General features: G+C 66.8%; 24 protein-coding genes. 16 read left to right on the top strand and 8 right to left on the bottom strand.

The window, feature by feature from the left end:
- Positions 1–87: 87 nt before the first annotated feature.
- From C8D03_RS17325 to C8D03_RS17305, 5 genes are all read left to right on the top strand, one after another.
- Positions 88–591, top strand: a complete 504-nt coding sequence (locus tag C8D03_RS17325; protein WP_108048049.1) for a MarR family winged helix-turn-helix transcriptional regulator — start codon at positions 88–90, stop codon at positions 589–591.
- A gap of 67 nt (positions 592–658) precedes the next feature.
- Positions 659–1,387: a response regulator gene (locus C8D03_RS17320; protein ID WP_108048048.1), complete on the top strand. Its 729-nt coding sequence runs from the start codon at positions 659–661 to the stop codon at positions 1,385–1,387.
- Between the two features lie 98 nt (positions 1,388–1,485).
- Positions 1,486–2,841, top strand: a complete 1,356-nt coding sequence (locus tag C8D03_RS17315) for an ATP-binding protein (RefSeq protein ID WP_465246476.1) — start codon at positions 1,486–1,488, stop codon at positions 2,839–2,841.
- 92 nt (positions 2,842–2,933) lie between these two features.
- On the top strand, positions 2,934–3,629 hold the full coding sequence (locus C8D03_RS17310; protein WP_108048046.1) for an alpha/beta hydrolase: 696 nt from the start codon (positions 2,934–2,936) through the stop codon (positions 3,627–3,629).
- Positions 3,630–3,777: 148 nt separating this feature from the next.
- Complete coding sequence (locus C8D03_RS17305) at positions 3,778–4,425, top strand: hypothetical protein (RefSeq protein ID WP_108048044.1); 648 nt, start codon at positions 3,778–3,780, stop codon at positions 4,423–4,425.
- Positions 4,426–4,431: 6 nt separating this feature from the next.
- On the opposite strand, the gene C8D03_RS17300 is transcribed toward C8D03_RS17305, so the two are convergent.
- From C8D03_RS17300 to C8D03_RS17275, 6 genes are all read right to left on the bottom strand, one after another.
- Positions 4,432–4,800, bottom strand: a complete 369-nt coding sequence (locus tag C8D03_RS17300; protein ID WP_108048042.1) for a tRNA-binding protein — start codon at positions 4,798–4,800, stop codon at positions 4,432–4,434.
- On the bottom strand, positions 4,797–6,788 hold the full coding sequence (locus tag C8D03_RS17295) for a methyl-accepting chemotaxis protein (protein ID WP_108048040.1): 1,992 nt from the start codon (positions 6,786–6,788) through the stop codon (positions 4,797–4,799). Before C8D03_RS17295 ends, C8D03_RS17300 begins: the two co-directional genes overlap by 4 nt.
- A 99-nt stretch (positions 6,789–6,887) precedes the next feature.
- Positions 6,888–7,646 (bottom strand): TetR family transcriptional regulator, encoded by a 759-nt coding sequence (locus C8D03_RS17290; protein WP_108048038.1) that lies wholly within the window; start codon positions 7,644–7,646, stop codon positions 6,888–6,890.
- Between the two features lie 65 nt (positions 7,647–7,711).
- Positions 7,712–8,533 (bottom strand): pyrroline-5-carboxylate reductase, encoded by an 822-nt coding sequence (proC, locus tag C8D03_RS17285; RefSeq protein ID WP_108048035.1) that lies wholly within the window; start codon positions 8,531–8,533, stop codon positions 7,712–7,714.
- A gap of 125 nt (positions 8,534–8,658) precedes the next feature.
- The gene (locus C8D03_RS17280; RefSeq protein WP_108048033.1) at positions 8,659–9,165 is read right to left on the bottom strand and encodes a type III secretion system chaperone family protein; all 507 of its coding nucleotides are present in this window, start codon (positions 9,163–9,165) and stop codon (positions 8,659–8,661) included.
- Positions 9,166–9,498: 333 nt separating this feature from the next.
- The gene (locus C8D03_RS17275) at positions 9,499–9,753 is read right to left on the bottom strand and encodes an accessory factor UbiK family protein (RefSeq protein WP_108048031.1); all 255 of its coding nucleotides are present in this window, start codon (positions 9,751–9,753) and stop codon (positions 9,499–9,501) included.
- A 262-nt stretch (positions 9,754–10,015) separates the two neighbouring features.
- On the opposite strand from C8D03_RS17275, the gene C8D03_RS17270 reads away from it, so the two are divergent.
- The 7 genes from C8D03_RS17270 (at position 10,016) to pth (ending at position 16,702) form a co-directional block, all read left to right on the top strand.
- Positions 10,016–10,597: a hypothetical protein gene (locus C8D03_RS17270; protein ID WP_146170218.1), complete on the top strand. Its 582-nt coding sequence runs from the start codon at positions 10,016–10,018 to the stop codon at positions 10,595–10,597.
- A 234-nt stretch (positions 10,598–10,831) separates the two neighbouring features.
- Positions 10,832–11,776, top strand: a complete 945-nt coding sequence (locus C8D03_RS17265; protein ID WP_108048027.1) for a ribose-phosphate pyrophosphokinase — start codon at positions 10,832–10,834, stop codon at positions 11,774–11,776.
- 23 nt (positions 11,777–11,799) lie between these two features.
- Entirely contained in the window at positions 11,800–12,528 is a 729-nt protein-coding gene (gene queC / locus C8D03_RS17260; protein ID WP_108051773.1) for a 7-cyano-7-deazaguanine synthase QueC, read from the top strand.
- The gene (locus C8D03_RS17255; RefSeq protein WP_108048025.1) at positions 12,518–13,081 is read left to right on the top strand and encodes a VUT family protein; all 564 of its coding nucleotides are present in this window, start codon (positions 12,518–12,520) and stop codon (positions 13,079–13,081) included. Before queC ends, C8D03_RS17255 begins: the two co-directional genes overlap by 11 nt.
- Before the next feature lie 195 nt (positions 13,082–13,276).
- Positions 13,277–15,154, top strand: coding sequence for a putative bifunctional diguanylate cyclase/phosphodiesterase (locus C8D03_RS17250; protein ID WP_108048023.1), 1,878 nt, complete (start codon positions 13,277–13,279; stop codon positions 15,152–15,154).
- Positions 15,155–15,298: 144 nt separating this feature from the next.
- Entirely contained in the window at positions 15,299–15,928 is a 630-nt protein-coding gene (locus C8D03_RS17245; protein ID WP_108048021.1) for a 50S ribosomal protein L25/general stress protein Ctc, read from the top strand.
- Positions 15,929–16,087: 159 nt separating this feature from the next.
- Positions 16,088–16,702: an aminoacyl-tRNA hydrolase gene (gene pth / locus C8D03_RS17240; RefSeq protein ID WP_108051771.1), complete on the top strand. Its 615-nt coding sequence runs from the start codon at positions 16,088–16,090 to the stop codon at positions 16,700–16,702.
- Positions 16,703–16,769: 67 nt separating this feature from the next.
- Here the strand turns inward: pth and C8D03_RS17235 are convergent, their stop codons facing one another.
- Positions 16,770–17,366 carry a single stranded DNA-binding domain-containing protein gene (locus tag C8D03_RS17235; protein WP_146170217.1) on the bottom strand — a complete coding sequence of 199 codons (597 nt, stop codon included), beginning with the start codon at positions 17,364–17,366 and terminating at the stop codon, positions 16,770–16,772.
- 146 nt (positions 17,367–17,512) lie between these two features.
- On the opposite strand from C8D03_RS17235, the gene C8D03_RS17230 reads away from it, so the two are divergent.
- From C8D03_RS17230 to C8D03_RS17215, 4 genes are read left to right on the top strand one after another with little or no spacing between them, the layout of a single operon-like run.
- Complete coding sequence (locus C8D03_RS17230; RefSeq protein WP_108051769.1) at positions 17,513–17,749, top strand: ribbon-helix-helix domain-containing protein; 237 nt, start codon at positions 17,513–17,515, stop codon at positions 17,747–17,749.
- Positions 17,739–18,188: a PIN domain-containing protein gene (locus C8D03_RS17225; RefSeq protein WP_181301060.1), complete on the top strand. Its 450-nt coding sequence runs from the start codon at positions 17,739–17,741 to the stop codon at positions 18,186–18,188. Before C8D03_RS17230 ends, C8D03_RS17225 begins: the two co-directional genes overlap by 11 nt.
- A 5-nt stretch (positions 18,189–18,193) precedes the next feature.
- Entirely contained in the window at positions 18,194–19,291 is a 1,098-nt protein-coding gene (ychF, locus tag C8D03_RS17220; RefSeq protein ID WP_108048015.1) for a redox-regulated ATPase YchF, read from the top strand.
- Between the two features lie 18 nt (positions 19,292–19,309).
- The gene (locus C8D03_RS17215; RefSeq protein ID WP_108048013.1) at positions 19,310–20,335 is read left to right on the top strand and encodes a MaoC family dehydratase; all 1,026 of its coding nucleotides are present in this window, start codon (positions 19,310–19,312) and stop codon (positions 20,333–20,335) included.
- A gap of 22 nt (positions 20,336–20,357) precedes the next feature.
- Here C8D03_RS17215 and ggt read toward each other — a convergent pair whose 3' ends face one another.
- Complete coding sequence (gene ggt / locus C8D03_RS17210) at positions 20,358–21,965, bottom strand: gamma-glutamyltransferase (protein ID WP_108048011.1); 1,608 nt, start codon at positions 21,963–21,965, stop codon at positions 20,358–20,360.
- Positions 21,966–22,003: the final 38 nt, after the last annotated feature.

Below are 22,003 nucleotides of genomic sequence, written 5' to 3'. Positions count from 1 at the left end.
ACATATTCCGTCGTCAGGCGCGCTTGACCGGTAATCTTCCGTCTGAGATATGTCAACATCACTGACATAAATTTCAGGACAGATGCGATGGCCGACAGGCAAGGCCGACCGATCGATGCCAATCTGCCGCCGGGCGAAACCGTGCCCTATGACCTGATCGAGCTGCTGTTCTTCGCTTATCGCGATTTCGTCGGCGGCCCCGATCTCATTCTCGCCGAATATGGCTTCGGCCGCGCCCATCACCGCGTCCTGCACTTCGTCCTGCGTCGCCCGGGACTGACCATCGCCGAACTGCTCGACATCCTCAAGATCACCAAGCAGAGCCTGAACCGCGTCCTGAAGGAACTGGTCGAGACCGGCTTCGTCGAGCAGCGCACCGGCGTCCAGGACAAGCGCCAGCGTCATCTGCATGCCACGCCATCCGGGCAGGATCTGGCACTGCGCCTCGTCCGGCTTCAGGCAAAGCGGATCAATGCCGCGCTGGGCGACCTCGCGCCCGAAGCGGCCGAGACGGTCGCGCTCTATCTCGCAGGGTTGATCGATCCTGCCGAACGCCACAAGGTGCAGAGCTTCCTCGCCGCGCCGCGGTGAGGGCCGAAGCCCAGCCTGGGGCGAGAGCGCATGCGACCTCAGGCAGGAAGGACAAGGCGGAAGACAGATGGCCGCACAGCCAGCGCGCAAGCCGCTCCCCGACGAAGCCTCCCACATCCTCGTGGTCGATGACGACCGCCGCCTGCGCGACCTGCTCGGGCGCTTCCTCGGCGACAACGGCTACCGCGTCACCACGGCCGCCAATGCGGCTGAGGCTGATTCCAAGCTCGCGCGGCTGGTCTTCGACGCCATCGTGCTCGATATCATGATGCCAGGCGAGAACGGCTTCGACTTCGCCCGCCGCTTCCGCACCGATTCCACTGTGCCGATCCTGATGCTGACCGCCCGTGCCGACGGCAAGGACCGCATCAACGGGCTGGAGATCGGCGTCGACGACTATCTCGCCAAGCCCTTCGAGCCGCGTGAGCTCTTGCTGCGGCTCGGTAACATCCTGAAGCGAACCCTCGTCGTCGACCCCGCGCAATCCGGCCCGCGGCCCGATTTCGTCCGCTTCGGACCCTTCCTCTACGGGCTCTCGCGCGGCGAGTTGCGCAAGGGCGAGGAGCCGATCCGCCTGACCGAACGCGAGCGCGAGATTCTGACCGCGCTGGCTGAACGCGCCGGCGAGGTCGTTCCGCGTGAGGAGCTGGCGGCCCAGGGAACCGCCGCCAATGACCGCACGGTCGATGTCCAGATGAACCGCCTGCGCCGCAAGATCGAGCGCGACCCGGCCGATCCGCTCTATCTCCAGACCGTGCGCGGTGTCGGCTACCGCCTCGTGACGGACCGGACGTGACGCCGGTCCAGCCCGGCAGGCGCCGCACGGGCCTGGCGCAGGCGATCGGCGCCCGGGTCGCGCGCCTGGCTTCGGCCGGCGCCCGCTGGCGACAGGGCATCAACAACCGGCTCAAGCCCATCCTCAAGTTCGCAGGGAGGCCGCTGCACAGCATCGCGCGCTACATGCCGAAAGGGCTGTATCCGCGCGCGTTGGTCATCGTCATCGCGCCGGTCGTGCTGCTGCAGTCGGTCATCGCCTATGTCTTCATGGAGCGCCACTGGCAGACGGTGACGCAAAGGCTGTCCTCGGCCGTCTCGGCCGACATCGCCGCGATGATCGACGTCTATGAGAGCTATCCGCAGGACGCCGACGCCAGTGTGCTGGGCCGCATCGCCGCCGACCGGCTCGGCATGGATATCGACATCATCCCGGACTCGGACCTGCCCCCGCCGGGCCCCCGCCCCTTCTTCTCGCTGCTCGACAGCGCGCTCTCGGCCGAGCTCGCCCAGCAGGTCGCCCGGCCCTTCTGGCTCGACACGGTCGGCCGCTCGAGCCTGATCGAGATCAGGGTCAAGCTCGGCAAGGACGTGATGCGCATCCTGACCCGGCGCAACTCCGCCTATGCCAGCAACAGCCACATCTTCCTACTCTGGATGCTCGGCACCTCGCTGATCCTGCTGACCATCGCGGTGCTGTTCCTGCGCAACCAGATCCGCCCGATCCTCAGGCTAGCCGATGCGGCCGAGGCCTTCGGCAAGGGCCGCGACGCCGAATTCCGCCCGCGCGGCGCCCGCGAGGTCCGCCGCGCGGGCAACGCCTTCATCGAGATGAAGCGCCGCGTCGAGCGCGCCGTCGGCGAGCGCACGACGATGCTGAACGGCGTCAGCCACGACCTGCGCACCATCCTGACCCGCTTCAAGCTCTCGCTCGCCCTGCTGGAGCGCTCTTCGGAAATCGAGGCCCTTGAAAAGGACGTCGACGAGATGAGCCGCATGCTCGAGGACTATCTCGCCTTTGCGCGCGGCGATGCTGGCGAGGCCGCGGTCGAAACCGATATTCGCGCGCTGCTCGAGGAACTGAAATCCGATGCCGAGCGGCAGGACCACCAGACCGAACTCACCGTCATCGGCGACCCGCTGGTGGTGATCCGGCCGGACGCCTTCCGCCGCCTGATGACGAATCTCGTGTCGAACGCCGCCCGCTTCGGTGACCGCATCGCCATCCGGGCCACCCATGATGCGCGTTATCTGATCATCATGGTCGACGACGACGGGCCAGGCATCCCCCCCGACCAGCGCGAGGATGTCTTCCGGCCGTTTTTCCGCCTTGACGAGGCGCGCAACGTCGATTCCGGCGGCACCGGCCTCGGCCTCGCCATCGCCCGTGACATCGCCCGCGCCCATGGCGGCGACATCATCCTGACGGATTCGCCGCTGGGCGGCCTGCGCGCGACGGTGAGGCTGCCGGTGTGAGGCGGGCCGCGGCGCCAGTGCTGCGATGGACAGCCCACGGGGCCGGTCTTAGCCTCGCGCCCAACAATGAAAAGAGCGACAGAGGGAGTGTTATGAAGCGGTCGGTCCTGGCCTTGCTCACGGCCTTCACCCTCGTGGCGCTGGCCGCGCCAGCGCGGTCAGAGGAAGTCGTCGATCTCGGCGGCGGCTTCTTCGGCGGCGGCAAGGCCCTGCTCAACAAGCCCGCCGGCAAGGCCCGCGCCGGGCTCGTGCTGCTGACCGGCGGAGACGGCAATATCGGCATCGGCAGCGACGGCAGCGTGGCGCGCAGCGGCAACTGGATCGTGCGGACGCGCGCCGCCTATCTTCGCAGCAGCATCGCCAGCATCACGCTCGACGCCGGCGCCGACCCCGCCCGGGCCGTCGAGCTGATGCGCGGCATCGCGCCACGCGTGATCGTGGTGGCGATGAGCCGGGGCGCGCTGAAGGTCGCGGGCACGCTGGCCCAGCGGCCCGACGGCATCGTCTTCACGTCGGCAATACTCGATCAGGCTCGCTCCGCCATCGGCGACCCGTCGCGGCTGCCGCCGACGCTGCTGGTCCACCATCGCTGGGACACCTGCCGCCTCACTCTGCCGGAATCGACCGTGGCCTTCCAGGAATGGGCCGGCAACCGGGCGAGGACGGTCTGGATCGAGGGCGGCAGTTCGACCGGCGACCCCTGCCAGGCGCGTGCCTATCACGGCTTCATCGGCAGGGAGAGCGCCGTCGTGGCAGCGATCGTGGGCTTCGCCGGCTCGCTGCGCTAGGCGGCAACATCATCCTGGGGGATTGCGGGCAACGGTCAGGCTGCCGGTGCAGTTTCCGCTCGCTGAGCTTTTCCCAACAAAATACTCTTATAAGTTGTATTGATTGCTGCGATGCTCTTACATGACTGAGGGCATTGGGGGATGGTCGATGAAGTTCGTCAAGGCACTCGGGCTTGCGCTCCTGCTCGCCACGCTTCTCGGCGCCTCGGTTCGAGCCGAACCCTGGAGTTGGGGCGAAGGGCCAAAGCCGCTCTACGTCGAAAAATGCAAGGACGACCGGCCTGTCGAAGAGAGGGACAGGCACAGGATCTGCAGCGCCTACATCCAGGCCTCCTTCGCTCAGGAGGCGCTGCCGGATGCCGCCCTGTTTCTGAGGGAGCGCCTGATCGACCTGATCGGCAATTACGACGACGCGGCTAAGTTTGCGTTCGATTGGTACCGCACCCTCGTCCTGGCCACACTTGTCCTCGCCGTCGTGAGCATCGGCTGGACATGGTGGAAAGGCGTCGACGCCGCGCGCTTGCTCGTCCTCTCCGGCATAAGCGCCGTGGTCATCGCTGCCCTGTCCGCCTTCGGGTACAATACGCAGTTCAAGGCGCATTTCACAGCCGCGAGCAATCTCACGGTCGTAAAGGACAATATTGAACTCGAACTGATTTCCGCCGCGAAGGGAAAAAGGGCGTTCAAGGAAGACCTCGTCAAGGATTCCCTGAAGGAATACAAAGCCATCGTAGCGAAGCATTTCGAGGATTTCGGCGGAGCTCTCACCCCGCCGACATCGATCCTGATCAAATAGCTTCGCTCAGAACATCCGCCCACCATCAGGTACGGGAAGCCCCGGCGCGATCAGCACGACCTCGCCATCGGCATCGGGCACGCCGAGCGTCAGCACCTCGGACATGAACTTGCCGATCTGGCGCGGCGGAAAATTCACCACCGCCAGAACCTGGCGGCCCGGCAGATCTTCCGGCCTGTAGTGCCGGGTGATCTGCGCCGAGGACTTCTTCAGCCCGATCGCGCCGCCGAAATCGATCGTCAGCTTGATCGCCGGCTTGCGCGCCTCGGGATAGGGAGCGGCCTCGACGATGGTGCCGACACGGATGTCGGCCTTCAGGAAATCGTCGAAACCGATCGTCGCGGCGGCTCCGGAGGGGGTGGACGGAGCGCTCAAAACTCCTCCCAGTCCTTGTCATGAGCGCTGGGATCGATCTTGCGGGCCGTCGCAGCGCCGCCGGAGGATGCGACGGGGCGCGCGGCGCGCGGAGCGGCCGGGCGGGGTGCGGGCGCCGGCGCCACGGCCGCGTGCATTGTCCGCGCCATCGCCTTGAGGCCTTCGACATCGCCGCCGAGCTGGAAGCGTGCGACCAGGGCCGCGAGACGGTCCGCCTCCTGCGACAGCGAGTGCGCGGCAGCGGTCGATTCCTCGGCCATGGCGGCGTTCTGCTGCGTCGACTGGTCCATCTCGCCGACGGCGGTGTTAACCTCCTGGAGGCCGGACGCCTGCTCCTGGGCAGCGCTGGCGATCTCCGCGACCAGCGCGGTCGCCCGCGTGATCTCCTCCGCCATCCGCTGCAGCGCGCTGCCGGTCTGGCCGACCAGCGTGACACCCTTCTCGACCTCGCCATTCGAGGCGGTGATCAATTCCTTGATCTCCTTGGCAGCGGAGGCCGAGCGCTGGGCCAGAGCCCGCACCTCGGACGCGACGACCGCGAAACCCTTGCCGGCATCGCCGGCCCGCGCCGCCTCGACCGAGGCATTCAGCGCCAGCAGATTCGTCTGGAAGGCGATCTCGTCGATGACACCGACGATCTGCGAGATCTCGTCGGCGGACTTCTCGATGCCGCCCATGGCCAGGACAGCGTCGCGCACGATCGAGGTCGACTGCTCCGCCTCGGACTTGACCTGCGTCGTCGCCTGGCTGGCGAGCCGCGCACTCTCCGCCGTCTGGCGCACCGTCGCCGTCAGCTCGTCGAGCGCCGTCGCGGTTTCCTCGACGGAAGCCGCCTGCTGCTCGGTCCGCCCGGCGAGATCGTCGGCCGCCTGGCTGATCTCGATGGACCCGGCCTTCATGCTCTCGGTATTGGTCGCGATCTGCCGCATCGTCTCCTGCAGCTTGCTGATTGCGGCATTGAAGTCGTCCTTCAACTTCGCGTACTCGGCGCCGAAGCTGTCGGTGATACGATAGGTCAGGTCCCCCTCGGCGAGGTGTTCGAGACCCGTCCCGAGCGCGTGCACGACGTTCTCCTGGACCCGCGCCTGCTCGGCGCGCTCGGTTTCGTTGTGCCGGCGCTGGCTGTCGGCGGCATCGCGATGGCCGGCCGCCTCCTGCTCCATGCGCAGCTTCTCGCCTTCCATCGCGTCCTTCGCCAGCGCCGCATCCCGGAACACCACGAGCGCACGCGCCATGGAGCCGATCTCGTCGGGCCGGTCCTGATGGCGGATATCCGCCTTCATGTCGCCGGCCGCGAGCCCGTTCATGGTCTGGGCCAGCGAGGCCAGCATGGCCGAGGCGCGACGGCTCAGGAAGAAGACGAGGCCGAACATCACGAGCCCAAGCGGCACCAGCACCTTCGCGACATCGCCGATCATGCCCATGAAGGCCGCATCGACGTCATGAACATGCAGGCCCGATCCGACCGCCCACTGCCATTTCGGCAAGGCGACGACGTAGGAGATCTTGAGCGAGGACTCCTTGTCGCCGGGCTTCACCCAACCATAGTCGATGAAGCCGGAGCCCGGGCCCTTGGCGATCTGGACCATCTCCTGGACGAAGAACTTTCCCGCCGTATCCTTCAGCGGCTTCATGTCGGTCGTCTCGATCTTCTTGTTGGCATGCAGGACGCTGATGCCGTTGAAGTCGATCAGGAAATAGTAGTTGCCGCTATCGAAGCGCGCGGCGCCGATCGCGTCGATCGCCAGCTTCTTGGCATCAGCCTCGGACAGTTCGCCCTTCTCCGCCCGCGCCAGATAGCTGTTCACCGTCGATGCGGCCGCGTCGACCGCGTTTTTCATCTCGGCACGCTTGAGCGAGATCATCTCGTTGCGGGCGGCATGAAGCGTCACACCAACCCCCCCGACCACGATGACGACGGCAAGGGCTGCGATCAGCGCAAACGAGCGACTGATCGACAGAGTGGCGAGTTTTTTCGTCAGCGACATCCGGGACCCCCACGGAATTGAGATTCCGCAGAGTTGCACAAATTGGCTAAGACTCGCTTAACGATGCCACATCTCGGCCATGATTGGCCGGGCATTGCATCAGATTGCGGGGGCGAAATCCTCGTTTTCGCCGCCGCGCATCGCCGTCTCTGTGTCGGCGCGCTCCCGCCGGCGCGCACGCGGTCGCCGTGCCGAGCAGAGCGCCCGCGCCAGGCCGCGCAGCGGCGCCGTCAGCCGGTGCACATCCTCGACCCGCGCCATGATCCGCCCGGCGGTCTTCAGCTCGCGGTCGAGTCGCGCCATCGTCCGCGACAGCTCGGGCTCGTCGTCGTCGAGCCAGACCTCCGAAACGCGTGCCATCAGCAGCACCGCTCCCTGCACGCGCACGGCGCCCAGCGCATCCTCGGTCGGGATGCCGGCCGAAGCCAGCATGTAACGCCAGGAATTCACCGCGCCGCGGTTGAGTGCCGCCATCGTCAGCGGGTCGCGCCGCAGCACGGGCACGATCCTGCGTAGCGCGTCCTTGTAGGGCAACAGCGCGTCGAGGCGGCGCATCACCAGATCGAACATCCGCTCGCGCACCGGCTCGCCGGCAAGCTCGTCGGAGAGCTCGGCCAACACGACATCGTCGACGAGCCGTGTCACCGCGCCCAGCATGGCGAGCTTGGACGGAAACAGCCCGCGCAGCGTCGCCAGCGACAGGCCGGCCTCCGCGGCGATCTCACCGAGCTCGATCTCATCCCAGTGGCGGCTGGCGGCAAGCCGCATCAGCGCCTCGACGGCCTGCTTGCGCGGATTGGCCGGCGCGGGCGCCGGCGCAGCAGGAACGGATTCGGGGGAAACAGGTTTGCGGGCCATGGGAGTTCTCCTTCGCGACGCAGTCCGGAGAAGCTAGGGCGCGATCGCGGCCTATGAAAGGCGGTTCAACCGGAAAGCTCGCCGGCGCGACGTTTGGCGGCAGCCACCGTCTTGATGATCAGCGGCTTCAGCCCGTCCGCGGCCATCAGCACCTCCAGCCCAGCCGCCGTCGTGCCGGCCGGCGAGGTCACGTTCTGGCGCAACGTCGCGGGTGACAATGGCGATTGGAACAGCATCTCGCCCGCGCCCTCGATCGTGGCCCGAGCCAGGCGCTCCGCAATGTCGTCAGGCAGCCCGGCCGCCTTGCCCGCCGCCGCCAAGCATTCGACCAGGTGAAAGACATAGGCCGGCCCCGAGCCCGACACGGCCGTCACCGCATCGATCAGCCCCTCGTCCTCCAGCCACTCGACCTTGCCGATGCTGCGCAGTAGCGCATCGGCCATGGCGCGCTGGGCGCCAGTCACGCCCGGACCGGCCGCCGCCGCGGTGGCGCCGCGCTGCACGGAGGCCGGCAGGTTCGGCATCGCCCGGACCATGGCGGTAACGTTCGGCAGCCGCGCCGAAAGATCGGCGATCGTCTTGCCCGCCAGGATCGAGATCAGCAGCGTCTGGGGCCGGACGAAGGCCTGGACCGCCGGCGCGGCGGTGTCGAGCATCTGCGGCTTGGTCGCCAGAACCAGAACCTCGACGGCGCCCAGCGAGCGCGGATCCGGATTGATCGCCATGCCCTTCTCGGCCGCGAGCGTCACCATCTCGTCGGAAGGCTTGGGATCGATCAGGCTGATTCCGGCCGGGTTCATGCCGATTCGCAGCCAGCCCTCCAGCATCGCTCCTCCCATCTTGCCCGCACCGAGAAGGACGAGCGATTGCGGCAGGGGGCTGGACATGGGCGGAACTCTCTGAAGATGGCGGCAGGCGTCATGCCCAAGCTTGACCCGGGCATCTCTCGCCGAAGAGCCTTCCCGTCATGAGGTGCCCGGGTCAAGCCCGGGCACGACGAAACCGGAGAAACTCACGCCTCGCCGACGGTCTCCAGCAAGGAGCCCTCAAGGCCCTCTTTCGCCGTCTTCCCGGCCCAGACGACGAACTGGAAAGCCTGGAAATAGCGCTCGCAGGCATCGATCGCCGCCTTGATCAGCGCGGCGGCCTGTTCGTCCGTCGGCTCGGCACCACCCGAAAGCAGCAGCGCGTGGCGGTACATCACCACGCTTTCGGAGCTCCAAAGGTCGAAATGGCCGAGCCAGAGCTGCTCGTTGACGAGGCTGACCAGTTGCAGCACCTCGGCTCGGCGCCTGTCGGGCACCTTCAGATCGAAGGCGCAGGCGATATGGATCGCCTCGACTTCGGCCAGCCAGGTAATGGCGACGTGATAGTCGGACCAGCCGCCGGTAACGGCGACCGACAATTCGTCGTCGCTGTCGCGGTCGAAGGTCCAGTTGTTGAGAGCGGCGAGTCGTTCGATCAGGTCGAGGGGGTTGGAAGGCCGGTCGAGTTCGGCATCCAGTTCGAGATCCATCATGCCCTTGGGTCCAACTGCCGGGTGTCGCTGAGGCGCGGTCCGGCGCGTTCGAGAACGGGAACACGGCGACGGGAAAGCTGAAGGAACGCAACCCACAGATGCCGCGCCGGCCTGAAACCGGGCGCCACGATCCGTCGGCTTCCTCCTAAGAGGTTGACCCGACGAATCAATTTCTCCACCGACGTTAGCGCAGGGCGTGTGACACTCCCAACACGATGTGACGCTCGGCGGATTCGGGGGGCGGGCTCAATCCCCATGGCGCCCTGTCCACAGCACATGGCTGTGGATGCGCGCCGGGCGGGCGATGCGGCAGGCGCCGGGCGCCCGCACCACTCAGGGCTTCGGCTGCCCCGCTTCGAGCGCGGCGAGCCGGGCTGCGAGCTTGTCGTTCTCCTCGCGCGCCAGCAGCGCCATCTCACGCACGGCCTCGAATTCCTCGCGCGTCACCACGTCGAGATCGCGCAGCAGGCGTTCGATCTGCGTCTTCACGACGGTCTCGACCTCGCGGCGCACGCCCTGGGCCGCGCCGGCGGCATCGGTGGCGAGGCGGGCGATATCGTCGAGGATGCGGCTGCTGGTCGTGACCATGGAACTCTCCGGATCGGGCCTTCCCGAGCCCGCATGTCGGGATATATGGGCGAGGATGCCCGGGCCCGCAATCGCGGCCGGGCAGATCGCACATGCCTTCCGCCCCGGCAGCAACCGACCACGGCCTGATCCTCCCGACGAAGCCCGCTCGGGTCCGGCCAGCCGCACTGTCTGGACCTCGCGGTCGGTTGAGCCTAGAAAGGCCGCGCAGGGACTACAAAAACTGTCCAACCCGTACGCGCAAAGACAAGCGGGAGGCGTCATGATCGATCGTTTGAGCGGCCTCGTTCTGGGGCCGGCCGTCGCGCTTGCGCTCGCCGGTTGTCAGGAAACCACGACCGCAGCCAGGCCGCGCGTCGATGCGCCGGGCGTGCCGGTGTCGGTGCAGAGCATTTCCGGGGCCCCCGATGCGGTGACGACCCGTTTCGCCGGATTGCTCGGCGAGGCTGCCGCCGAGCGGCGTATGGAGATCGTGCCGGGCGACAAGCCCGCCCGCTTCCGCGTTCGCGGCTATCTCACGGCCCAGCCGACCGAAGACGGCCAGACCTCGCTCGGCTTCGTCTGGGACGTCTATGACGAGACCAAGAAGCGCGCCCAGCGCGTGCAGGGCGAAAGCCTCGGCCGGCGCGGCGGCACCTCGGACCCGTGGTCCGGCGTCGACCAGACCATCGTCGCCAAGGCCGCGGCCGAATCGATGGATGCGATCGCGAGCTTCCTGGTGACGACGCCGGCCGCGGACACCGTCCTGCCCGGCGACAAGACCAAGACGGCCGGCAAGCAGGCGGCCGACAGCGCCAAGACCGCGGCCAAGACGGCCTCGGCAACGGGCGGCAAGAAGCTCTGAAGCCAGACAGGCCAAGAAGCCAGACAGGCAAAGTCCCGCGGGACGCAAGGTCCGGGCGTCGGGCGAGCCGGCCATCATCTCTGCGCAAATCGGCAAGGCGCGCCTCGCAATGTTTTGCGGGCGGCTTTTGCAGTGCAACAGTCGACTCCCCGTCATACCGCTGTTAAGAGCCCTGCGAACTGAGCCAGCTTAGAGCGGTTCTCGCCCAGCCAGAATATAACGGTGCGCGCCGGCATGCCTTCATCCTTCAAAGTCGTCGCCGGCAATTCCAATCGGCCGCTCGCCGAAGCGATCTGCACCCATCTCGGCATTCCCCTCGCCAAGGCTTCCGTCCGGCGCTTCGCCGACATGGAGGTCTTCGTCGAGATTCAGGAGAATGTGCGCGGCCAGGATGTCTTCATCATCCAGTCGACCTCGTTTCCGACCAACGACCACCTGATGGAACTGCTGATCATCACCGATGCGCTGCGCCGCTCCTCGGCGCGCCGCATCACGGCGGTGATCCCCTATTTCGGCTATGCGCGGCAGGACCGGCGCGCCTCGGGCCGCACGCCGATCTCGGCCAAGCTCGTCGCCAACCTGATCACCCATGCCGGTGTCGACCGCGTCCTGACGCTCGACCTGCATGCCGGCCAGATCCAGGGCTTCTTCGACATTCCCACCGACAACCTGTTCGGTGCCCCGCTGATGTCGCGCGATATCAAGGAGCGGCTCGACTACAAGAACGCCATGGTCGTCTCGCCTGACGTCGGCGGCGTGGTCCGCGCCCGCGCGCTCGCCAAGCGCATCGACGCACCACTGGCCATCGTCGACAAGCGCCGCGACCGGCCGGGCGAATCCGAGGTGATGAACATCATCGGCTCGGTCGAGGGCCGCTCCTGCATCCTGCTCGACGACATCGTCGATTCGGGCGGCACGCTGGTCAACGCGGCCGAGGCCTTGCTCGATCAGGGCGCCCGCGAGGTCTATGCCTATATCACCCATGGCGTCCTTTCCGGCGGCGCGGTGGCGCGCATCGCCAATTCCAAGCTCAAGGAACTGGTGATCACCGATTCGATCATGCCGACCGAGGCGGTGAAGGTGGCGCGCAACATCCGCGTCATCTCGATCGCCGCGCTGATGGGCGAGGCGATCGAGCGCACGGCCAGCGAATCGAGCGTCTCCAGCCTGTTCGATTGAGCGGCGGCGTGACGGCCGCGGCCATGACCACATCCCGCGCCCTCGTCCTGTTCTCTGGCGGCCAGGATTCGACCGTCGCGCTCGCCTGGGCCCTCGCCCGCTTCGACGAGGTCGAGACCGTCGGCTTCGACTACGGCCAGCGCCATCGTGTCGAGCTGGAATGCCGGCAGGTCATCTGTGGCAAGCTGCCGGCACTGTCGCCGATCTACGCGGAACGGCTCGGCCCCGACCATTTCGTCGATCTCGCGGCGCTGGGAGCGATTTCGGAGACCGCCCTCACCCGCGACACCGAGATCGCCTTTGCCGAAACCGGGCTGCCGACCACCTTCGTCCCCGGCCGCAACCTGATCTTCCTGAGCTTCGCTGCCGCGCTGGCCTATCGGCGCGGCGCGCGGCACATCGTTCTCGGCGTCTGCGAAACCGATTATTCCGGCTATCCCGACTGCCGCGACGACACGATCAAGGCGATGCAGGTCGCGCTGGGCCTGGGCCTGGACCGCCGGCTCGTGCTCCACACGCCCCTGATGTGGCGCGACAAGGCCCAGACCTTTGCGCTGGCGAAGGCGCTGGGCGGCGAGCCTCTGCTCGATCTCGTGATCGAGGACAGCCATAGCTGCTATCTCGGCGACAGGAAGACACGGCATGGCTGGGGGTTCGGCTGCGGCCATTGCCCGGCCTGCGAGCTGCGTGCGAAAGGCTATGTCGCCTTTCTCGCCTCCCCCGACGACAGCGGACCCTCCCATGATTCTTGATCGGCAGCGCCAGATCGAAGGCATCGTCGCCCTCGTCCTCTTTGCCCTCACCATCCCGGTCGCCAACTGGCTGATCGGCAATGTCGGTATCGTCTGCGTGCCGGACGGCCCCTGCCTCGTTCCGGTCTGGCCCGACATCAAGGCACCCAGCGGCGTTCTCATGATCGGGCTCGCGCTCGTTTTGCGCGACATCGTGCAGCGGCGGCTCGGGCCATTGGCGGGCCTCGGCGCCATCGCCATCGGCGCGCTGATCTCGGCCTTCGTCGCTCCGCCGGCCATCGTGCTGGCTTCGGTCGCGGCCTTCCTGCTGTCGGAACTGGCGGATTTCGCGGTCTATACGCCACTGCAACGCCGCCGCTTCGTCACCGCGGTCGTCGCCTCCAGCATCGTCGGGCTGGTCGTCGACAGCATCGTCTTCCTGCAGCTCGCCTTCGGCAGCCTCGACTTCGTCGGCGGCCAGATCATCGGCAAGGCCTGGATGGTGCTGCTCGCCCTGCCGCTGATGCATCTGCTGCGCCGCCGCGACGAAAAGATCGGGCTCGCCGCCGCTTGAGCCCTGACGCCCGAGGCCGGCGCAAACGCGACGCGCCGCCGCGGCTCCGGGCATGGCGCAGGCGCAACACAGGGACGGTGGAGTACACGCGCTCCACAGCTCAAACGCCGATTCCTGACAATTTGAACCATCGCCGCAACCACGGTTTCATGCCGGGCTGACATAGCTTGCCGCTTCGTCAGCGAGAGCTTCGAGATGCGTGAAAGCGGTTCGGCAGAACACCTGCAGGCCCTTCAGAACGAGATTCTGGAGGCGGTCGCGCGTGGGGAGGTTCTCGTCGCCATCATGGACCGGCTCTGCCGGCGCGTGGAAGCCATCGCCCCCGGCGTGATCTGTTCGGTCGTGAGCGTCGATGCACAGGGCTGCCTGCAGCCGCTGGCCGCACCCAGCCTGCCCGCGCATTACGCCGCCAGCGTCAGCGGCGTGCCCGTCGGGCCGCGCGTCGGCTCCTGCGGTACGGCCATCTATCGCGGCGAGCCCGTCTGCGTCACCGATATCGCGACGGATCCTCTCTGGGAGGGTCTCGAAAACCTCGTCCTGCCGCTCGGCCTGCGCGCCTGCTGGTCGAGCCCGATCAAGGCACGGGACGGCCGCGTCGTCGGCACCTTCGCCTTCTACTACAACCGCCAGCGCGGCCCCAACGATCTCGAACGGCAGATCGTCGCCACCTGCGTCCATCTCTGCGCCATCGCGATCGAGCATGAGGAGGTCCGGTCGCGCAACCACCGGCTCGCCTATTACGACACGCTGACCGGCCTGCCGAACCGGGTGAGCTTCAACGACGCGATCATGCGGATGACCGCCGAGCCGCCGCACGATTTCGGCCTGATGCTGATCGACATCGACCATCTCAAGGCGATCAACGACACCATGGGGCATGCCGCCGGGGACGCGCTGATCGAGACCGTGGGGGCGAGGCTCCAGGCGGTGGTCGGCGATGCCACCGCCTGCCGGATCGGCGGCGACGAATTCGCGGTGCTTCTGCCGGACTGCACCCAGGCGGCCCAGATGCGCTCCGTCGCGTCTGCGATCCTCGCGGCGATGTCGACCCCGCTCGACCATGACGGCAACAGCATCGTCCCGAGCGTGACGATCGGTGCGGCCCTCGCGGGCGAGGATGGCGAGGACAGCGTCACCTTGAGGCAGAATGCCGATTTCGCCCTGTATCACGCCAAGGAGACCAGCCGGGGCGGCTATGTCCGCTTCAAGGACGGGCTTCGCACCTCGATGACACGCCGCATCCAGGTCAGGCGCGACGTCGACGAGGCCCTGACCGGCGGGCGCATCATCCCCCATTATCAACCCGTCATCCGCCTCGACACCGACGAGATCGTCGGCCTCGAGGCGCTTGCCCGCATGCGCATGCCCGACGGGCGGATCGCCTGCGCCGGCGAGTTCCACGAGGCCATGCTCGACCCGAAGGTCGCCCATCGCATCACCGGGCAGATGCTCGGCGCGATCGCTGCCGACATGGCGGCGTGGCAGCGCGCCGGCATCAACTTCCAGCATGTCGGCCTGAACGTGACCTCCGCCGATTTCCAGAAGGGCGACCTCGTCCAGCGCGTGCTCAAGGCGCTGGAGCGGGTCCGGGTCCCGCCGAGGCATCTCGTCGTCGAGATCACCGAGCAGGTCTTCATGGGCGGGCGCAAGGATGGCGTCGCCCGCACGATCACCGCATTGCGCGAGCGCGGCATCCCCGTGGCGCTCGACGATTTCGGCACCGGCTTCGCCTCGCTGACCCATCTGCTCGACTTCCCGGTCGACATCATCAAGATCGACCGCTCCTTCGTCGCAGCCGCCCGGAGCGGCACGAGGAGCAGCGTGATCGTCGAGGCCATGGTCGGCATCGCCCACCGGCTGGGCATGAAGATCATCGCCGAGGGCATCGAGACGCAAGCGCAGGCGGAGTGGCTGCAGTCCACGGGGTGTCGCCTCGGCCAGGGCTTCCTCTACGCGCAGGCGATGCCGGCGGGGATCGTCATCGAGCTGCTGCAGCGTTTCGGCCAGAAGCCCATCCGGAAGCTCGACCTGGAACCCGACAGTCGGGCCGGCGTCATCGCCACCGCCGCCTGAAGCTTGGGGCCATTGCGGACTTGAGATCGCCGTCTATTTCGCTTATGAGCCTGCCAGCGCCCGACTGACACCCTTGGAGGCACGGGCGCAAACCGCAATGAGGCCGCCAGCAGGCGGCCTTGTCATTTGAAGCAAGGACATACCATGACCGCCGTGAAGCAAATCGAGGCTTCGGCGCGCGCACAGGTCGGCAAGGGGGCCGCCCGTGCAGTTCGTCGTCAAGGCCTGACACCCGCCGTGATCTATGGTGGGGGCGCCGCTCCCGAAGCGATCGCGCTCGACGCCAACAAGACCCGCCTGATGATCTATGGCGGCCACTTCCTGACCACGCTGTTCGAAATCAGCGTCGGCGGCAAGAAGCAGCGGGTCATCCCGCGCGACTACCAGCTCGACCCGGTCAAGGATTTCCCGATCCATGTCGACTTCCTGCGCGTGGCAGCCGGCCAGACCGTGACTGTCGAGATTCCGGTCCATGTCGTCGGCCAGGATGCCAGCCCCGGCATCAAGAACGGCGGCGCCGTTCAGATCGTCGAGCATTCGCTTGAGATCACCGTCGAGCCGGAGCACATCCCGGAGTTCTTCGAGGTCTCGGTTGCGGGCCTGGAGATCGGCGGCTCGCTCGAAGCCAGCGCCATCAAGCTGCCGAAGGGCGCCAAGCTCTCGGTGGGCTCGGACGCCACCATCGTCACCATCGTTCCGCCGATGGCCGAGGAAGCCGAAGAGGCGCCCGCCGCTGCGGCCGCTCCTGCCGCCGAGGCCAAGCCGAAGGCTTGATCGGCCAGCTTGCCGGCAAGACGCCGGCAGGATTGCCGAAACGAAAGACTGCAGACGGCCGGGATTTCCCGGCCGTTTTGCTAGGGCAGACGCAAATGGGGAGAACGGTTTCTCGCCTGAGCCATGTCCTCGTTCGATGTCGAGGCGGACCGAACCATCATGCTGATCTTCGCAGGGCTGGGAAATCCGGGCACGCGTTTTGCCCGCAACCGCCACAATATCGGCTTCATGGCGCTCGACGAGATCGCGCGCACCCACCGCGCCTCGCCCTGGCGCTCACGCTTTCAGGCCGTGGCCTGCGAGGCGACGATCGGGACCGAGAAGGTCATCCTGCTCAAGCCGCAGACCTATATGAACGAATCCGGCCGTTCCGTCGGCGAGGCGGCGCGCTTCTTCAAGGTCGAGCCCGCCGACGTCGTCGTCTTTCACGATGAACTCGACCTCGCTCCGGCCAAGCTCAGAGTGAAGCTCGGCGGCGGCAATGCCGGCCATAACGGCCTGCGCTCGACCACGGCCGCGATCGGCAACGAGTATCGCCGCGTCCGGATGGGCATCGGCCATCCGGGCCTCAAGGAACTCGTGCACGCCTATGTGCTGAACGATTTCGGCAAGGCCGAGCAGCCCTGGGTCGAGGATCTCTGCACGGCCTGCGCCGACCATGCCGCCCTGCTCGCCAACCATGACGATGCCGGCTTCCAGAACAAGGTCCATCTCTTCATGGATGCCCGCGGCCATGCCGCAGTGAAGCGGCTGGGCGAGAAGACGCCCGACTAAAGCATTGCCCCGAAAAGCGGACGCCGGTTTTCGGAAAAGCCGATGCGGCAGGAGCCCGGCGGCCCGCTCAATACGGCAATTGCGCGCCGGGCCTGGCGATGGTGACGCGGCTCGCGCTGAAGCTGCCGTCGGCCTGCCTTGTCGCGGTCATCGCGACCTGGGCGCCGGCCACGAGTTCGGACGTCTGCGCCGGCGCCGCCATGATGATGTTGGCATCGGGATTGATCGCGACCTTCTGCTCGCCGCCCGGATAGCTCAGCACAACATTCGCGCCGTCGACGCGCGAGACCGTCTCGGCAACCGTCGCGTTCGTCATCGTCGAATCCGGCAGCACGCCCCAGGGACGGTGGCCCTCGCCGGTGCCCCGCATCGCCTCGGGGAAGATGAAGACCTGCACGGCCTGCAGTGAGCCGTCCGGCTGCGGCCGGGCGCCGACACCGATATAGCCGCCCTTCTTGATGTCGGCCGTCGTCGCCTTGACGACCCCGCCGACCGAGAAGCCGGACGCCAACGCGACCTTCGCCATGGCGCCGTCAACCGTCTTGACGATCAGCGTGTCGCCTTCGGCCTTCTCGACCTCGCCGCGAATGCGGGTCGTCGGCGATTGGGCCTGCGCCGCGACAGTCAGTCCAAGCACGAGGCAGAAAGTGGCCAGAGAACGCATGGGATTATCCATCATATCGAGAACGTCGCTGGCCATTCCTGCGCTTGCGGCAATCTTGCGGCCACGCACGTTCGCGTGACCGGCAACAGGACAGAGCATTGACACGAAAACACGGAAACACGATATCGACGTTGGAGGCAGCCACGATGAAAAACCTGACATTGACTCTCCCTGACGATGCCTTTGCCCGCCTGCGCGTCGCTGCGGCCAAGGAGGGCAAGAGCATGTCGAAATACGTCGCAACGCTGGTCGACAGACAAGTTGGTCGGGATGAGCGAAGCGCCGATATCGAGGCGATGGAACGCTTTCTTGCTCCGCCTTATTGGGATCTCCTCGACGAAAACGGCAACGCGCCGAGCCGCGATCAGATCTATGATCGCTGAGCGGCGTGTTTTCGTCGACACCAACGTGCTGATCTACGTTCGTGACCCGGCGGCAGGCGACAAGACTGCCAGCGCCGCGCGCTGGCTGAGGATGCTCGCCGCACGGCAATCCCTCGTCGTCAATCTTCAGGTGTTGAACGAGTTGACCCGCTGGGTCTTGCGCAACGAACGAGTGCCCGTCGCAACAGCAAGGCAGCGCGTTGACGAGCTGAGGCGCTTCGGCGAGGCCGCCTTGCAGCCGTCACATGTCGCGGCCGCCTGGTCCGTTCGCGAGAAGCTCGGCTATCAATGGTTTGACTGTCTGCTGATCGCTTGGGCATCCGAAGAAGGCTGCAGCCATTTTCTCTCGGAAGACATGGCCCACGAGACGCGATATGGCGATCTCACCATCATCAACCCCTTCCGCGTCGATCCCGACGCCTTCCTCAAAGCGAACTGACCACCATGGGTTTCAAATGCGGTATCGTCGGCCTGCCGAATGTCGGTAAGTCGACCCTCTTCAACGCGCTGACGCAGACTGCGGCAGCCCAGGCGGCGAACTATCCCTTCTGCACCATCGAACCCAATGTCGGTGACGTCGCGGTTCCCGATGACCGGCTGGAGAAACTCGCCGCCATCGCGGGCTCCAAGGAGATCATCCCGACGCGGCTGACCTTCGTCGACATCGCCGGCCTCGTGCGCGGCGCCTCCAAGGGCGAAGGCCTCGGCAACCAGTTTCTCGCCAATATCCGCGAATGCGACGCCATCGCCCATGTCGTGCGCTGCTTCGAGGATGGCGACATCACCCATGTCGAGGGCAAGGTCGCGCCAATCAATGACATCGAGATCATCGAGACCGAGCTGATGCTGGCCGATCTCGAAAGCCTCGAAAAGCGCGTGCTGCCGCTGGAGAAGAAGGCCAAAACCGGCGACAAGGAGGCCAAGGAGCTGGCCGACCTGATGAACCGCTGCCTCGTGCTGCTGCGCGACGGCAAGCCCGCCCGCCTCGTTCAGGTCGCGGCCGACGAGCGCAAGGCCTTCGAAATGCTCGGCCTGCTCTCGTCGAAGCCGGTGCTCTATGTCTGCAACGTCGAGGAGGCCAGCGCCGACAAGGGCAATGCCTTCTCGGAAGCCGTGAAGGCGCGCGCCGCCGAGGAGAATGCGGTCGCCGTCGTTGTCTCCGCCAAGATCGAGAGCGAGATCGCGGTGCTGCCGGCCGCCGACCAGAAGGATTATCTGGAAGCGGTCGGGTTGGAGGAACCTGGCCTGAACCGCGTCATCCGCGCCGGCTACACCCTGCTCCACCTCGTCACCTATTTCACGGTCGGCCCAAAGGAGGCCCGCGCCTGGACGATCGAGAAGGGCACCAAGGGCCCGGCCGCCGCCGGCGTGATCCACAGCGATTTCGAGAAGGGCTATATCCGCGCCGAGACCATCGCCTTCGAGGATTATGTCGCCAACAAGGGGGAGTCGGGCGCGCGCGAAGCCGGCAAGTTCCGCCTCGAAGGCAAGGAATACGTCGTCTCCGATGGCGACGTGCTGCATTTCCGCTTCGCCAACTGAACCGGAGCCATCGGCGCGATGCTGTTCTTTGAGGATTTCATCGTCGGCGAGACGGTCGCGATGGGCAGCATCGCAGTCTCGCAGGACGACATCATCGCCTTTGCGAAGCGGTTCGATGCACAGGATTTCCATGTCGATCCAGAAGCCGCGAAGGCGAGCTTCGGCGGCACGCTGATCGCATCGGGCTGGCATAGCTGCTCGCTGCTGATGCGGCTGATGGCGGAGAGCTTCCTGCTGAACTCCTCCGGCATGGGCGCGCCCGGCATCGAGGAGGTGAAATGGCTGCGCCCCGTGCAGCCGGGAGATGTGCTGAACGGCCGCCGCACCGTGACCGAGATCAAGCCCTCGCGCTCCCGCCCCGATATGGGGCTGGTCCGCTTCCGGCTCGAACTGCTCAACCAGCGCGACGAGCCGGTGCTGGAGCAGGCGAACTGGATCATGTTCGGCCGGCGCGGCTTCGGCTCCGCGCAGCCGGCAGGTGACTGGCTGGCCCATCCGCCGCGCTATGTGCCGCCGGCCTCGCCCTCCTCCATCGAGCCGCCGTCGAGCCCGACGGAACCCGCGCGTTTCTTCGAGGACATCGAGATCGGCCAGGAGTTCGAGCTCGGCAGTTGCGTCTTCACGGCCGACGAGATCGTCGCCTTTGCTCGCGCCTTCGACCCCCAGCCCTTCCACATGGATGAGGGTGCGGCGCGTGCCAGCGCCTTCGGCCGGCTCGCGGCCTCCGGCTGGCATACCGCATCCGTCTGGATGGCGACCATGGTGAGCCACCGCCGGCGCCAGATCGCGGCTGTCGGCGCGGGGCAGGCTCCGCGGCTCGGGCCCTCGCCGGGTTTCAAGAACCTGCGCTGGTCGAAGCCGGTCTTCGCCGGCGACCGCATCACCTATCGCTCGGCCGTGTCCGACAAGCGCGCCAGCGGCTCGCGCCCGCAATGGGGCCTGTTCTTCCACCACAACACCGGCGTGAACCAGAACGGCGACGAGGTCTTCAGCTTCGATGGCTGCGTCTTCATCGAGCGCAAGCGGTCTGAGGCTTCGGCCTGAGCCTCCGGCCTTCCGCCGCGCCTCAGACCCCGATCGCCATGCCGTCGCGCTGCGGATCGGCTCCACCCGTCCAGCCATAGCCCTCGGCCCTGACGGCATGCGGCGCGCCGAAGGCGAAGGACTGGTAGGAGCGCGCGACCGCGTAGCCCATCGCCCCCAGTTCGTCGGTCACGCTCCGCTGCACGCGATTGGAGACGTCGATCGTATCGCTCAGGCAGACGACGCGCGGCGCTGCGACCGCGTCGGCCATGCTCATCTTGAAATCGATGACGTTGCTCAGCGCCTGGGCGATCGCCGGCACGATGAAGGTGCCGCCCGGCGCGCCCATCGCGATCACCGGCTTGTCGTCCCTGAAGACGATGGTCGGCGCCATCGCGCTGCCGCGCGCCTTGCCCGGCGCGATCGAGGCCGCCCGGCCGGGGCGCGGATCGAAGCCGCTCATCGTGCCGTTATACATGAAGCCGAGGCCCGGCGTGATCGCGCCCGAGGGCTGGCCGAGCGTATGCGTGATCGTCACCGCATTGCCCTCGCCGTCCATCACGCAGGTGACCGTGGTGTCCGGCGGATCCTTGGCGCGTTCCGAGCGCGGCACGCTGGCTTTCTCGCCGGCACGAATGCGGGCGGCCCGGTCGGCAGCATAGGCGGGCGACAGCAGCATGTCGAGCGGCACGTCGACGAAGTCGGGGTCGCCCATATGGGCGTCCTTGTCGATCGTCATCCACTTCATCGCCTCGGCGAGGATGCGAATGTGCTCGGCCGAATTATGCGTCAGGGCCGAAAGATCGAACTCCTGGAGGATCTGCAGCAATTCGATCAGCGAGGCGCCGCCCGCCGCCGGCGGATTGCCCGCGATCCGGAAGCCGCGATAATCCCCCCAGATCGGCGGCTTTTCGCGCACCTGATACGCCGCGAGGTCGTTCGTCGTGAGCAGGCCGCCCTGGGCAGCCATGTCGGCCGCGATCTCCTGCGCGATCTCGCCGGTATAGAAGATATCGGGGCCGGCTGCTGCGATGCGCTCAAGCGTGCGGGCGAGATCAGGGTTGGCGACGATATCGCCTGGCCGCTTCAGGCTGCCATCGGGATGAAAATAGATCGCCCGCCCCGTCTCGCTGAGGCGCAGCTTGTCCTCGGTGTTGACCTGGCCCGTCGCCCGCTGGTCGATCGCCCAGTAATAGTGGACGTAAGGGCGAACCATGAAGCCCTCGCGCGCCTGCCGGATCGCGGGCGCCATCACGTCCTTCAGCGCCATCGTGCCGAAGCGCGCCAAGGCCTCGGTATAGCCCCGGACATTGCCGGGCGTGCCGGCGGCGAGGTGGCCGAGTTCGTTGGCATGGTCGCTCATCAGGAAGACGAAGCCGTCGCGCGTCTGCCCGACGAAACGGTCCGCCCACATATCCGCGGTCGCCGAGAGTGGAGCGCGCGCGAGGAACTCCAGCACGGTATGGACACCGCGCTTCGGCATGCAGATCTGCATCGCGCCGAAACCGCCGATCCCGCACATCTGCGGATCGACCACGCCCTGGCTGAAGGCGCTGGCGATGGCGGCATCGACGGCATTGCCGCCGCGCCGCAGGATATCGGCCCCGACTTCGGCCGCTTCGGGCTGCGCCGCCACGATCATTCCGCGCATCGGACCGTTCTCCGTTCTTCGTCGTGCCGGCAGGTTTG

Origin of the sequence: Bosea sp. 124, assembly GCF_003046175.1 — a bacterium.
Taxonomy (GTDB): Bacteria; Pseudomonadota; Alphaproteobacteria; order Rhizobiales; family Beijerinckiaceae; genus Allobosea.
The sequence above is the reverse complement of the archived record's forward strand: the minus strand, read 5'-3'. Positions and strand labels throughout refer to the sequence as shown.

Bases quoted from the DNA above. Each gene is read 5' to 3' on its own strand.
- C8D03_RS17325 (WP_108048049.1), top strand. From the start codon at position 88: ATGGCCGACAGGCAAGGCCGACCGATCGATGCCAATCTGCCGCCGGGC.
- C8D03_RS17320 (WP_108048048.1), top strand. From the start codon at position 659: ATGGCCGCACAGCCAGCGCGCAAGCCGCTCCCCGACGAAGCCTCCCAC.
- C8D03_RS17310 (WP_108048046.1), top strand. From the start codon at position 2,934: ATGAAGCGGTCGGTCCTGGCCTTGCTCACGGCCTTCACCCTCGTGGCG.
- C8D03_RS17305 (WP_108048044.1), top strand. From the start codon at position 3,778: ATGAAGTTCGTCAAGGCACTCGGGCTTGCGCTCCTGCTCGCCACGCTT.
- C8D03_RS17295 (WP_108048040.1), bottom strand. From the start codon at position 6,788: ATGTCGCTGACGAAAAAACTCGCCACTCTGTCGATCAGTCGCTCGTTT.
- C8D03_RS17290 (WP_108048038.1), bottom strand. From the start codon at position 7,646: ATGGCCCGCAAACCTGTTTCCCCCGAATCCGTTCCTGCTGCGCCGGCG.
- proC (WP_108048035.1), bottom strand. From the start codon at position 8,533: ATGTCCAGCCCCCTGCCGCAATCGCTCGTCCTTCTCGGTGCGGGCAAG.
- C8D03_RS17280 (WP_108048033.1), bottom strand. From the start codon at position 9,165: ATGATGGATCTCGAACTGGATGCCGAACTCGACCGGCCTTCCAACCCC.
- C8D03_RS17275 (WP_108048031.1), bottom strand. From the start codon at position 9,753: ATGGTCACGACCAGCAGCCGCATCCTCGACGATATCGCCCGCCTCGCC.
- C8D03_RS17270 (WP_146170218.1), top strand. From the start codon at position 10,016: ATGATCGATCGTTTGAGCGGCCTCGTTCTGGGGCCGGCCGTCGCGCTT.
- C8D03_RS17265 (WP_108048027.1), top strand. From the start codon at position 10,832: ATGCCTTCATCCTTCAAAGTCGTCGCCGGCAATTCCAATCGGCCGCTC.
- queC (WP_108051773.1), top strand. From the start codon at position 11,800: ATGACCACATCCCGCGCCCTCGTCCTGTTCTCTGGCGGCCAGGATTCG.
- C8D03_RS17255 (WP_108048025.1), top strand. From the start codon at position 12,518: ATGATTCTTGATCGGCAGCGCCAGATCGAAGGCATCGTCGCCCTCGTC.
- C8D03_RS17250 (WP_108048023.1), top strand. From the start codon at position 13,277: ATGCGTGAAAGCGGTTCGGCAGAACACCTGCAGGCCCTTCAGAACGAG.
- C8D03_RS17245 (WP_108048021.1), top strand. From the start codon at position 15,299: ATGACCGCCGTGAAGCAAATCGAGGCTTCGGCGCGCGCACAGGTCGGC.
- pth (WP_108051771.1), top strand. From the start codon at position 16,088: ATGCTGATCTTCGCAGGGCTGGGAAATCCGGGCACGCGTTTTGCCCGC.
- C8D03_RS17235 (WP_146170217.1), bottom strand. From the start codon at position 17,366: ATGCGTTCTCTGGCCACTTTCTGCCTCGTGCTTGGACTGACTGTCGCG.
- C8D03_RS17230 (WP_108051769.1), top strand. From the start codon at position 17,513: ATGAAAAACCTGACATTGACTCTCCCTGACGATGCCTTTGCCCGCCTG.
- C8D03_RS17225 (WP_181301060.1), top strand. From the start codon at position 17,739: ATGATCGCTGAGCGGCGTGTTTTCGTCGACACCAACGTGCTGATCTAC.
- ychF (WP_108048015.1), top strand. From the start codon at position 18,194: ATGGGTTTCAAATGCGGTATCGTCGGCCTGCCGAATGTCGGTAAGTCG.
- C8D03_RS17215 (WP_108048013.1), top strand. From the start codon at position 19,310: ATGCTGTTCTTTGAGGATTTCATCGTCGGCGAGACGGTCGCGATGGGC.
- ggt (WP_108048011.1), bottom strand. From the start codon at position 21,965: ATGCGCGGAATGATCGTGGCGGCGCAGCCCGAAGCGGCCGAAGTCGGG.